The 12,603-nt window shown below is 40.3% G+C and carries 14 protein-coding genes; 13 read left to right on the top strand and 1 reads right to left on the bottom strand.

Annotated features, from left to right (window positions below; translation table 11 throughout):
- Positions 1-93: 93 nt before the first annotated feature.
- The 12 genes from A3K93_RS12935 (at position 94) to A3K93_RS12885 (ending at position 10,735) form a co-directional block, all read left to right on the top strand.
- Complete coding sequence (locus tag A3K93_RS12935) at positions 94-513, top strand: hypothetical protein (protein ID WP_067731577.1); 420 nt, start codon at positions 94-96, stop codon at positions 511-513.
- Between the two features lie 153 nt (positions 514-666).
- Positions 667-822 carry a hypothetical protein gene (locus A3K93_RS14980; RefSeq protein WP_171255073.1) on the top strand — a complete coding sequence of 52 codons (156 nt, stop codon included), beginning with the start codon at positions 667-669 and terminating at the stop codon, positions 820-822.
- A 193-nt stretch (positions 823-1,015) separates the two neighbouring features.
- Positions 1,016-1,378, top strand: a complete 363-nt coding sequence (locus tag A3K93_RS12930; protein ID WP_067731576.1) for an RcnB family protein — start codon at positions 1,016-1,018, stop codon at positions 1,376-1,378.
- 198 nt (positions 1,379-1,576) lie between these two features.
- A complete protein-coding gene (locus tag A3K93_RS12925; protein WP_067731753.1) occupies positions 1,577-1,948 on the top strand; it encodes an RcnB family protein in 372 nt (123 codons plus the stop codon).
- 132 nt (positions 1,949-2,080) lie between these two features.
- Positions 2,081-3,427, top strand: a complete 1,347-nt coding sequence (gene argA / locus A3K93_RS12920; protein WP_067731575.1) for an amino-acid N-acetyltransferase — start codon at positions 2,081-2,083, stop codon at positions 3,425-3,427.
- Positions 3,428-3,875: 448 nt separating this feature from the next.
- The gene (locus tag A3K93_RS12915) at positions 3,876-4,832 is read left to right on the top strand and encodes a sulfonate ABC transporter substrate-binding protein (protein WP_067731574.1); all 957 of its coding nucleotides are present in this window, start codon (positions 3,876-3,878) and stop codon (positions 4,830-4,832) included.
- Positions 4,833-4,846: 14 nt separating this feature from the next.
- The gene (locus A3K93_RS12910) at positions 4,847-5,833 is read left to right on the top strand and encodes an aliphatic sulfonate ABC transporter substrate-binding protein (RefSeq protein WP_067731573.1); all 987 of its coding nucleotides are present in this window, start codon (positions 4,847-4,849) and stop codon (positions 5,831-5,833) included.
- A 36-nt stretch (positions 5,834-5,869) separates the two neighbouring features.
- Positions 5,870-7,045 carry an FMNH2-dependent alkanesulfonate monooxygenase gene (gene ssuD, locus A3K93_RS12905; protein WP_067731572.1) on the top strand — a complete coding sequence of 392 codons (1,176 nt, stop codon included), beginning with the start codon at positions 5,870-5,872 and terminating at the stop codon, positions 7,043-7,045.
- Entirely contained in the window at positions 7,045-7,860 is an 816-nt protein-coding gene (ssuC, locus tag A3K93_RS12900) for an aliphatic sulfonate ABC transporter permease SsuC (RefSeq protein WP_067731571.1), read from the top strand. Before ssuD ends, ssuC begins: the two co-directional genes overlap by 1 nt.
- A gap of 20 nt (positions 7,861-7,880) precedes the next feature.
- Positions 7,881-8,690 (top strand): ABC transporter ATP-binding protein, encoded by an 810-nt coding sequence (locus A3K93_RS12895; RefSeq protein WP_067731570.1) that lies wholly within the window; start codon positions 7,881-7,883, stop codon positions 8,688-8,690.
- A 190-nt stretch (positions 8,691-8,880) separates the two neighbouring features.
- Entirely contained in the window at positions 8,881-9,843 is a 963-nt protein-coding gene (locus A3K93_RS12890) for an IS30 family transposase (RefSeq protein ID WP_067728081.1), read from the top strand.
- A gap of 271 nt (positions 9,844-10,114) precedes the next feature.
- Positions 10,115-10,735, top strand: coding sequence for a TetR/AcrR family transcriptional regulator (locus A3K93_RS12885; protein WP_067731569.1), 621 nt, complete (start codon positions 10,115-10,117; stop codon positions 10,733-10,735).
- 63 nt (positions 10,736-10,798) lie between these two features.
- On the opposite strand, the gene A3K93_RS12880 is transcribed toward A3K93_RS12885, so the two are convergent.
- Complete coding sequence (locus A3K93_RS12880) at positions 10,799-11,368, bottom strand: phosphorylase family protein (protein WP_067731568.1); 570 nt, start codon at positions 11,366-11,368, stop codon at positions 10,799-10,801.
- A 173-nt stretch (positions 11,369-11,541) separates the two neighbouring features.
- Here A3K93_RS12880 and ribF point away from each other — a divergent pair, with 173 nt between their 5' ends.
- Positions 11,542-12,543, top strand: a complete 1,002-nt coding sequence (ribF, locus tag A3K93_RS12875) for a bifunctional riboflavin kinase/FAD synthetase (RefSeq protein ID WP_067731567.1) — start codon at positions 11,542-11,544, stop codon at positions 12,541-12,543.
- The last annotated feature ends 60 nt before the right edge of the window (positions 12,544-12,603 follow it).

Genomic DNA, 12,603 nt, shown 5'->3' with positions numbered 1-12,603 from the left:
ATGAATAAATATTCAGCACTCCGCTTTGGTCTAGTTTGCCTTTATGCTAATTTCCACCATACTTAGTCCATCCGATTTTTATTCGAGTGCAACATGACTGATTTGAACAATATCACGATCAAAACCTTAGACGATGGCATGGTGTCGCTATGGATTGATGCACAGCCAATCTCTGAAAAATATGAAACCAAGTTTGATGCCAGTATTGTTGATGACATCAAAGCACTCGAAAATGGTCAAAAGCTGAAGCTGTTTGAACAGTTTATTTTTTCACATACCGATCTGAACTTTGAACACGCGTATTACTATGTGACAGGTATTGAAAAATTAGACGATGGCTACCGATTAGCTAAAAACTTTGTCTATCGCATTAAAATCGAAAACCAACCTGATATCGAACATGTGATTACTAATCAAGGTAAGGCCATGACTGCAGATGACGTTCGTCAATTCATTCATGCTCATATTCAAAAATCATTAACTGACTACACAGATTTAAATTACGCTTACTAAGTCAGCTATTAAATAAAGCACCCATCAAGGGTGCTTTTTATTAAAACTGATAATCGGTTTTTTATATCTTTAATATGAAAATATTCGGTTTTATAAATAAAACCGATGAGCCTATGCTTAGCGCATTGAAAAAATCACTGCAAGGAGCACAGCATGACTGATCCAGTTCGTAAATTAGAAACGATTCGTCGTATTGAACGTTTACAGCTTCCTTCAAGTTTAATCCCTGCTTTGGATGATGCCTTGACTGCAGAAAAGGTGCTTAATGCCCTTGATTCATTACAGGCATTAACCGAACATTGGAACTAAATAAACTGTCTAGGTGATTAACTTTGATCCCTAAGCCAATCGTCTTGAACATTCAAAAATCCTGTGGAATCATGGCATAATCGTCATGCTTCCACATTTTTAAAAAAACTCGTGTTCGATCTTCACAGTTTCTCTGCAATTATTGCGTAAAGTGAGCATTGTAAAAGATTGAACAATTGAATGAGGGTTCAAAATGAAAAAGGCTTTAGTGGTGTTGGTAATGTCGCTTAGTTCGCTAGTGATGACGAATATTGCAACAGCTGCGCCTCATTTTGATGAACACGCTGAGCAAGCTCATAAAAAAGCACGTGATTATCGTGACTCGGACAAACGCCGCAGTGTGCGTGAAGAACGTGGTGTTCAACGTCTGCAACAGTTTAAATGGCAGCCCGGTTATGTAATGCCTCAGCATTATCGTAGCAGTGGTTATAAAGTTGGCTTTAAAGAAAATAATCTTCCACGCCCAAATCGTAACCAACAATGGTACAAGGTCAACAATGACTACATCTTAGTTGACTCAAACAACAATAATATTCTACGAATTCAGAATAATTGATTGATCCTCTATACGAAAAAGCTCCTAGACTTAGAAGCTTTTTTATTGCCATAAAACTTAGAATTACAATCTCTGCAATTTCTCCATAGATTTAACAATTTCACTCTACTCTGCTCACGCTTTCTCGGCAGTCTTTGGCTAATTTAAACCTATCGAATCTGAATATGAATCTCGTAGGTGAATGCCATGAAAACAGCTATGAAAACATTGTTTACAACAATCGCTTTATCGATGAGTGCTTTGGTTGCAACTTCTGCAATGGCAGCACCTCAACATGATCCACGTTTCGCACCAAAACATCCACCAGCACATTTAGATCATAAAAAAGTGCAAAAATGGAATGATCAACGCGATAACAAACGTTTTAATAATCGTGCTGTCAATCCAAGTCGTGACTGGCGTGTAGGTCAAACTTTCCCTCGCCAATATGATTCTCGTGGTTATAAAGTCAGTGATCGTGATGCACGTCGTTTACCTAATACAGGTCGCTACCAACAATGGTATAAAGTCAATGGCGACTATGTCTTAGTCAATGAGCGTACTAACCGAATTATCCGTATCATCAACTAAGTTATTTTTGATACAAGCCATAAGACACCTGAACATTGTTTCAGGTGTTTTTTTGTGTGTAGGCTTCCACTTCAAGATTTTTACATTAGAATCAAAAGCTATAGATACATTCTTTATAAAATAGGTTAAAGCATGAATTCAGCTGAACAATCTCATAGCACAACACTACAATATGTGCATTGGTTTCGGCATTCTGCACCCTATATCAATGCACACCGCAATAAAACCTTTGTCATCATGTTTGATGGTGAAGCGGTCGAGCATCAAAATTTCCAACATATTATTCACGATATTGCCCTCCTGCATTCTTTAGGCATTCGACTGATTTTAGTTCACGGGGCAAGACCACAAATTAATGCCCAACTGGAAAAAAGTCAGATCCAGACCCCTTTCCATGAAGATATTCGGGTAACGACACGTGAATCTTTAAACAGTGTCATGAGCGCAGTCGGTGCAATTCGTTTGCAAATTGAAGCACAGCTTTCGATGGGTCTTGCTAACTCACCCATGTACGGCGCACGAATTGATGTGGTTTCAGGAAACTTTATTACCGCAAAACCCTATGGCATACGAGATGGTGTGGATTTTCAGCTCACAGGTGAAGTGCGTAGTGTCGATACCGATGCCATTCAACGCCATTTAGATAACCACAATATTGTTCTGCTTGGCCCAAGTGGTTACTCCACTACCGGTGAAGTGTTTAATTTATTAACCGAAGAAGTTGCGACCAAAACTGCGATCTCGATTAAAGCCGACAAATTAATTTTCCTAGGTGAGCAGGCTGAGATTTTAAATCCTAACAACGAATTATTACGTGAAATTAGTTCTGAGCAGCTTGATCCTTATATTCAGCAATATCAAAACACCCATCCGCAATGGATGATGTCTTTACGTGCAGCGCAAACTGCATCGATGAATGGCGTGAACCGGGTACATTTACTCTCTTATACCCATGACGGAGCCCTAGTTGAAGAACTCTTCACCCGTGATGGTTGCGGCACTATGGTCACTGATGCTCACTATGAAGAAGTACGTATGGCCAATATTCACGACGTCGGCGGACTGATTAGCTTATTACGACCGTTAGAAGAACAAGGGATTTTGGTTTATCGCTCACGGGAACGTTTGGAAAGTGAAATTGAACAATTTGCTGTGATTGAACGTGATGGGATGATTTTGGCTTGTGCCGCGCTTTATCCAATTCCAACCACAGAGGATGAATTACGCTCTGCAGAAATTGCTTGTGTTGCCGTACATCCAAGTTATCGTAAGTCGAACCGTGGTAGTCAAATTCTGCACTACCTAGAAGAAAAAGCACGCAGTCTTAATTTTGAACAGTTATTTATTCTCACCACACGTACTGCACACTGGTTCATTGAACATGGTTTTGAACAAGTCTCAGTCGATGATCTACCCAATGCACGACAAGAACTGTATAACTATCAGCGGAATTCTTTAGTGTGTAAAAAAATGCTTTAAATCATTTTTCTATGTTCAAATTAAGCTGAATCAAATACGTTTGGTTCGGCTTTTTTATTGTTTTTATTTCATTTTGATTCGAAAATATATTGGCAATTTATAAAGGCTGGTGAATATTTTTTAAACGATGATTTAGCATATTTATATATATCGTTATGAATTTCTGCCGTATATTGCAAATCACCTTCTTTTCATATTTAAAGATAACCTTATCTCTCGACTTAATATTATAAATTATATTTAAAATTCATAAACTTAATAAAAATAAATCTACTTATATCTTTCCTTTCTTTTTCTGATTTATGTATATCTTTTGCACAATTTTATTTATCTGATTTTCTCATTAGAAATTCCTGAATTGTTATTTTTTATGAAAAGCCTAATCGATTAGTTTAGTCCTCACTTAATACATTTCGTCCCTTTCGGATTTAGTCAGGAGTTTCGATTCATGCGCCAATCTCAACTTAAATTTTTAGCAAAAACGGCGGTATTAACTTCTGCGATTGCTGGCGTCATGATACTTACTGGCTGCGCGAAAAAAGAAGAAAACATTACCTTAAATATTGGTTTCCAAAAATACGGCGTGCTACCTATTCTAAAAGAACGTGGCACTTTGGAAACTGCACTCAAAGCACAAAATGTGAATGTGAAATGGGTTGAGTTTCCAGCAGGTCCTCAATTACTTGAAGGCTTAAATGTTGGTAGCGTGTCTTTCGGTGAGTCTGGTGAAGCTCCACCAATCTTTGCTCAAGCTGCAAACTCAAATCTTGTCTATGTGGCGAACCAACCTGAAGCACCTAAAGCCGAAGCGCTGATCGTACAAAAAGATTCAAAAATTCAATCTGTCGCAGATTTAAAAGGCAAGCGTGTTGCACTCAATAAAGGCTCTAATGTGCATTACTTGCTGCTTAAAGTCCTTGAAGCCAATAACCTCAAACTTTCAGACATTGAAGTGATTTATTTGCCACCATCTGATGCACGTGCGGCATTTGAACGTGGTGCAGTCGATGCATGGGTGATTTGGGATCCATTCTTCGCAGCTGCTGAACATCAAATTGGTGCACGTGTCATCGCCACAGGCGAAAACTTGGTAAATAACCTTCAGTTCTATTTGGCAGATCGTAAGTTTGCAGAAAGCAACCCACAAGTGATTAAGGCTGTAGTCAATGAGCTGAACCTTACCACTGAATGGGTCGCTCAAAACCAAGATGAAGCAGCCAAATTACTACAGAAACCAACAGGCTTAGATTTCAACGTCTTAAAAACATCGATTTCACGCATGGGCTTTGGGGTAAAACCATTGACCGGTGACATCGTACAAAAACAACAACTCGTCGCAGATGCTTTCTATGGCCAGCAATTGATTCCGCAAAAGCTGAACATTGAAGCTGCCATTATTAAATAAAAATAGGTAGAACCATGACAACGCTTAAAACACTTTCATTGATTGGTATTACAGCATTAGGACTCACTCTTAGTGCCTGCCAAAAGCAAGAACAAAAACAAGAAAGCGCAGCGACAACCGATGAAGTCAAAAACGTTGTCATTGGTTTTCAAAAATCTGCGTTAAACCTGTTGGTTTCGCGCGACGAAAAACTGATTAACCAGCAATTTCCAAATGCCAATATTGAATGGAAAGAATTCCCTGCTGGCCCTCAAATGCTGGAAGCTTTAGCAATTGGTGCAGTGGACTTGGGTTATGTCGGCAACACACCACCCATCTTCGCACAAGCTGCCGATAAAGATCTGACGTACATCGGCTATGAAGTATCACCTGCTCACAGTCTTGCACTTGTCGTTTCCAAAGACAGTACGATTCAAAAATTGGAAGACTTAAAAGGTAAGCGCATTGCTTTACAAAAAGGCTCTAATGCACATGAGTTTTTATCTAAGGTGCTACAGCGTGCAGGACTGACTTGGCAAGATATTCAACCGATCTTCTTACCTCCTGCCGATGCGCGTGCAGCCTTTGACAAAAAATCTGTCGATGCTTGGGCAATTTGGGATCCATTCCTAGCTGCTGCTGAAAAACACGGTCAAGCACGTGTGGTCACGAAAACTGGTGACTTTGATGAGACTTACTCGTTCTACATTGCTAATCCAAAATTTATTGCTGCTCATCCACAAGCACCAAGCAAATTCTTGAAAGCACTCAATGATTCAGATGAGTGGATTCTGAAGAATCAAAGCGTCGCGCTTGAGATCTATCAAAAAAATACGGGGCTTGATGCTGATATTGCCCAACTGGCATTTGACCGTCGCTTAAAGCCTTCTCCAATTCTGTCTTTAACCGACAAACAGATTCAAGCCCAACAGAATATTGCCGATAGTTTCCAAACTTTAGGCCTGATTCCAAAGAAAATTAACATCCAACCAATTGTTTGGGTGGCCCCTGCGTCAAATTGATAACCGAGCTATATCTTTTAACTAAAGGAACATCACATGAAAATTTTTTGGTTTATCCCAACACATGGTGACAGTCGTTACTTAGGTACGAGCAAAGGCGCTCGTATCGTTGACCACGCATATATGAAGCAAATTGCTGTTGCGGTAGATAACCTTGGCTATGAAGGTGTACTTATTCCAACAGGCCGTTCATGTGAAGATCCTTGGTTAACAGCAGCAAGCCTGATTGATGCAACCAAAAAATTAAAATTCTTAGTTGCGCTGCGCCCTGGCGTGACCACACCTGCACTTGCTGCACGTATGGCTGCAACATTTGACCGTCTATCTGGTGGTCGTGTTTTACTCAACCTCGTAACAGGTGGTGATGAACAAGAGTTAAAAGGTGACGGTGTTTATGAAGATCACAGCACGCGTTATAAAACAGCAACTGAATACACCACCATTTGGCGTGAAATTTTAAAACGCTCACATACAGGTGAAAGCTTCACTTTCCGTGGTGAACGCTTAAGCGTTGACGATGCAAAATTGCTTTATCCACCTGTTCAAGAACCCCACCCACCACTATGGTTCGGTGGTTCATCAGAAGAAGCCATTGAACTTGCAACAGATCAAGTTGATACCTACCTGACTTGGGGCGAACCACCTGCAGCTGTAAAAGAAAAAATTGAAGTGGTACGCAAAAAAGCTGAAGCCAAAGGTCGTACTTTAAATTACGGTATTCGTTTACACGTGATTGTACGTGAGACCAATGAAGAAGCATGGAAAGCAGCCGATGAACTGATTCAGTATGTCGATGATGCAACCATTGCTGCTGCACAGAAGAAATTTAAATCGATGGATTCTGTGGGTCAACGTCGTATGGCTGAATTACATAATGGCGATCGTACCAAACTTGAAGTATCTCCTAACCTTTGGGCAGGTGTCGGTCTGGTTCGCGGTGGTGCAGGTACAGCATTGGTTGGCGATCCTGAAACTGTTGCAGCGCGCATTCAAGAGTATGCTGATTTGGGTATTAGCACATTTATCTTCTCAGGCTACCCACATCTTGAAGAATCAATTCGTTTTGCAGAACTTGTGTTCCCACTTCTACCTCTTGAAACACAAGCAAAATTAACTCAGCCGAATTTGACAGGTCCATTTGGTGAAATCGTGGCAAATAACTACACACCAGATGAAAACAAAAAAGCTGACAAAGTTCAGGAGCCAGCTTAATGTCAAAAGTGGTTTCAGTTGAAACTTTGGCTGAACGCAAGGTTTCACGTGGAACACAACTTGGGCAGCGTTTGCTGCCTTGGTTAGTTCCAATTGCTTTAATTTTGCTATGGCAAATCGCATCCAGTACAGGTTTGCTTGAAAGTCGGATCTTGCCTGCACCTAGTGCGGTCGCCATTGCGTTTTGGGATTTGTTAGTCTCAGGTGTGCTATGGACGCATATCAAAGTCAGTGCAGGTCGTGCAATTAGCGGCTTATTGGTCGGCGGTGGATTAGGTCTGATTTTAGGCTTACTTAACGGTTCATCAAAAACCGCATCGAATTTGCTCGATACCACCTTACAGATGATTCGAAACATCCCTGCACTAGCCTTAATCCCATTGGTGATTTTGTGGTTCGGAATCGATGAATCCGCAAAACTGTTTTTGGTCGCGATTGGTGTGTTCTTCCCTATTTATATCAATACCTATCACGGCATCCGCTCTGTCGATCCACAACTGATTGAAATGGGTAAAAGCTACGGTCTTACCCGTTGGCAGCTCTATAAAGAAATTATTTTGCCTGGTGCAATGCCGTCAATTTTAGTCGGTTTACGTTTTTCACTTGGTTTAGTGTGGGTACTTTTAATTGTGGCAGAAACCATTTCAGCACAGTCTGGTATTGGTTACATGACCATGAATGCACGTGAATTTTTACAAACCGATGTCGTATTGGTCGGTATTTTGCTCTATGCCCTACTCGGTAAATTGGCAGATGTTTTAGCGGTAAGCCTAGAACGTTACCTACTTCGTTGGCATGCTGGCTATCAAAAATAATCGAAATTAAGGAGTACTAGATGACTGATTTAAGTTTAGGCCGTCATGCAAATGAAGAAGAGCTTAGCCCGTCAAACCCTTCTGTCACTGATATCAATCCTAATGCAGTCATCGGTGCAGAAATTATCATTGAGCAATTACATAAATTTTATGGCTCAGTTAAAGTTCTTGAAGATTTAGATCTGCATATTCAGCCAGGTGAGTTTCTGGCGATTGTCGGGCGCAGTGGTTGTGGTAAATCAACACTGCTCCGTTTAATTGCCGATTTGGAAAAACAAAGCTACGGCGAAATTAAATTTAAGTCAGCACGCCATATCCGTGAAGGCATTACCGCTGATGATATTCGCGTGATGTTCCAAGACCCACGTCTTTTACCATGGCGTAGTATCGAACAAAATGTGCAATTGGGTTTACCTGAAGAGCAACATGCTGCAGCCTCACAGATGCTGGAAAAAGTCGGCTTAAAAGAAAAAGCAGGGCTTTGGCCATCGCAACTGTCAGGTGGTCAGCGTCAACGTACCGCACTTGCACGTGCTTTATCGCATAAGCCACGTATTTTGCTGCTAGACGAACCATTGGGAGCACTCGATGCGTTAACACGTTTGGACATGCAGAACTTAATTGAAAAACTGTGGACAGAACAAGGCTTTACAGCGATCTTAGTCACCCATGATGTAAGTGAAGCTGTTCAATTGGCTGACCGTATTATCTTGCTGGATAAAGGTCATATCGCTAAAGAATTTAAAGTTGAGTTAGCACGTCCGCGTCAAAAAAATGCAGACTTTGCAGAACTTGAACAACAAGTTTTACAAGCTGTTCTAGCAACCTAAGACATGCGGCTTAAAGTCAAAATGATTTTAAGCCGTTGTTTTTTGTAAGTGAAAATTTTATAGATTTGAGCTTTCTTTAATTATTTCGCAGATTCAAATCCCAAGTGCAACACATTTGTAGTTAGTTGAAAAAGTTAGGTGTATTCATAGAATCATTAGACTTTTTCAACTCGCAATTGGAAAGCACACAATGAAGAAATACACCCAACTTTCTCAAGATGAAAGATACGAAATTTATGCTACTTTGAAAAGTAAAAGTTCAATCGCTACCCTTGCTCGGGAGTTAGGACGTTCACGATCAACCATCTACCGTGAAATAAAAAGAAATACTGGGCAACGTGGATATAGAGCTCAACAGGCAGCTAAATTTGCAAGTCAAAGACGGTACCGTCCTTCATCATCAATGACAGCATTTGCCTTCGCTTATATTGATTATTTGATTGGTTTGGACTGGTCACCAGAACAAATTTCAGGTGCTTTAACACAACGCGGTTGGCTGGATGTACCTTCACATGAGTGGATTTACCAGTACATTTATCAAGATAAATCACAAGGAGGTAAACTCCATCTACACTTAAGGCATCAGAAGAAATATCGAAAACGCGGTTACAAAAACACGGATCGTAGGGGGCAAATCATTGATAAAACAAGTATTCACTGCAGAGACCAGGTCATTGATCAACGACAACGTTTAGGAGATTTCGAAGGTGACACGGTGATTGGTAAACATCATAAAGGTGCTTTATTGACACTCGTTGATCGAAAGAGCCTGTATGTACATATTGTTCATTTAGGGCCAACGAGAGCATCCTCTCAAACGATTACTTGTGCATTAGATCGTTTACAAATGAGCCATGCTTATAGTGTGACATTTGATAATGGCAAAGAATTTTCCGAACACAAAAGAATTACTAATGCTGGGATAGAGACGTATTTTGCTGATCCTTACAAGTCTATTCAGCGAGCTAGAAATGAAAATACGAATGGTTTAATCCGTCAATATCTGCCAAAATCATCATCGTTTGATGATGTGTCAAACGAACAAATAGAGCAGATAGAATTTGCACTCAACCATCGTCCTAGAAAAACACTAGGTTGGTATACACCGAGTGAAGTTATGGCTGGTTTTTATACTGTTGCACTTGCCGTTTGAATCCGCCTTTCTTAAATAAAAAATCCTTCAAAATGTGATCATTCACACTTAAAAATCGTCTATTTCCTTGTTAAACAGAATTTTACAAATAATATTAGAATTTTCAAAAACTTGTTTCTTAAACGTTCATTTGTCGAATTTATAGCAATTTAATAGCTGTTCTACAGAATAAATCATCAATATTCATAAAATTACGATGCTTGCTTATGCACAAATCTGACGATTTGCCGTACAATAAAAGATTCCCTTTTTCGTTGCTTTTACATTGCCGATGGAACAAAAAAAGAGTACCCAAAAACGCAATCAGTTACTGAGTGCTGCCCTCGACGTATTTTCCCTGTATGGGTTTAATGGTGCGAGCCTAGATGAGATCGCTCAAATTGCTGAAATGCATAAATCGAATATTTTCTATTACTATGAAAATAAAGAAGCCCTCTATGTAGAAGTTTTAACGACTGTTCTACAAAAGTGGCTTGCGCCTTTGCAAACTTTGGAAGCCGATCTAGAGCCTGAAGAAGCCATTACCAATTACTTGCTACAAAAGATTGAAGTCTCTCGTACGCAACCGAAAGCCTCACGTTTGTTTGCTTTGGAAGTCATTCAAGGTGCACCGCATATTCTTGAAATCTTAAAAGGTCCACTCAAGAAATTGGTGAAGCGTAAAGCTAAGGTGATCAGCAATTGGCAAGAGCAAGGCAAAATCTCGAAAGATATTGACCCTGAACTGCTGATTTTAAATATTTGGGCACTCACCCAAAACTATGCTGACTTTGCAACGCAAATGGAAATGGTGACCGGTAAGACTTTACGTAATCGCAGCATGCAACAGCGTATTATTCAACATACTGTGCATATGATGCTTTACGGTGTAATCCCGCGTTCTGAAAAATAGTTTTTTGCTATTGCTTGGCATACGACCATAATTGCTATGGTCGCCGAACTCTCTTTATTCAAATTAAATTTTGACCATTTGATACAACGATAATAACTTCCTTGCACCCAACAATAAGTTTTCTTCCCAATCTAAGTGTGCGGTGTCATTTGCTCCATCAGTAATGTATTTGACTGATACGCAGCGAACGCCGAGTTTTTTACACACTTTAGCAATGGCGTAGCCTTCCATATCAACTAAGTTACACGGTACTTTGGGCAGCCCTGTTTCAAAGCTGTCGCCAGTACCGCATGTACCTTGCTTCAGATGCTGAAAATAAGGTTCCAAATGGATTTCAGCTGGATGATCTTCATCCATAGGTGTCACCCCCACTTCAAAACCAAGTGGGGAAACATCCATATCACGCTGGACAAAGGTCAGCACTTCAACCAACTCATGTGCATCAAAATGTGAGCTTCCGGCCGTGCCTAAGTTAAGTAAGGTTTTACAGCCCGTTTTCTGAATTATTTCAAACGCTTTAAATGCAGCATTCACCTTACCAATACCACTGTAATGTACTTCAATACCCGCTTGTTCAAATAAACCCTTTGATTCATTAGGGAGTGCCATAATTAAAGCTAATTCAGATGCCATGGTCTTTGTTCATAAAAAATTACTGCTGTATTCAATATAAAAAATGGCCTGACTGCAATCTGAAAAATCGCATGCTTTGGTAAAAATATTGAATAAAAACACAACAACAAGACGAAACGCAGAGTTTGTGGCAATATATACCCTCTCGATATTTCTAAGCACTTGATTCGCCCATGAAGCTGCTCCGTCTAAATGCTTTAAACTCCCATTCTGTCTCAGAAAAAACTGCCGTGACTATCGGCAATTTTGATGGTGTGCATTTAGGTCATCAGTCGATGATTCAACAGTTAAGAGCTGTGGCTGAGCAAGAAAATTTAAAATCTGTGGTCATGATTTTTGAACCACAACCGCTTGAATATTTTAAGCATTATGAAGCACCTCCTCGCATCTCATCACTGCGTGAAAAAGTCGAATATTTAACTAAACTCGGTGTTGACTATATTGCGGTGGCGAAATTTGATGAGACTTTCCGTAATTTAAGTGCAACCGATTTTGCTGAGATTTTAAAAACTAAACTCAATGCCGAGCATTTGGTCTTGGGCGATGATTTTCACTTTGGGAAAAACCGTCAAGGCAACAGCGAATTCTTAAAAAACTATGGCTTTGCGGTCACCAATTTGAATACCGTAGAGCTTAATGGTGAACGGGTCAGTTCAACCCGTATACGTCAAACCTTACAAGCAGGCGATTTAGCCCTTGCAGCCAAGTTACTCGGTCGTCCTTATAGCATCACCGGTCGTGTGCAATACGGCGATCAAATTGGTCGTACCATTAATTTTCCGACCATTAATGTGCGTTTAAACCGCCACAAACCGTGTTTACATGGCATTTATGCAGTCGATGTGGTCTGTGAAACTGAATCCTTAAAAGACAGGGCACAAGCTAGCCATCCTGACAAAAAAGGCGTGGCAGGCTATAGCCCTACAGCACTTTTTGGTGCTGGTCATGTCGGGACTCGTCCTGCAATCAAACAAGATCATCCGGAATGGCGATTAGAAGTACATTTCCCTGATGTTTCTGCTAATCTGTATGGCCTGTTAATGCGGGTAACGTTCTTAGATTATTTGCATGGCGAAAAGAATTATCCTTCGCTTGAAGCCTTAAAGGCCGGAATTGATGATGATGTCGAAAAGCTCCTTGAGTTTCGTCGAAATCACCCCACATTCCCCTTTTAAACTCTCGTATTTTTATTGTAAAACGTGTCCATCAAAAGATGGATTAAATTGGAAGACAAC

Source organism: Acinetobacter sp. NCu2D-2 (genome assembly GCF_001647675.1).
Taxonomy (GTDB): domain Bacteria; phylum Pseudomonadota; class Gammaproteobacteria; order Pseudomonadales; family Moraxellaceae; genus Acinetobacter.
The sequence above is the reverse complement of the archived record's forward strand: the minus strand, read 5'-3'. Positions and strand labels throughout refer to the sequence as shown.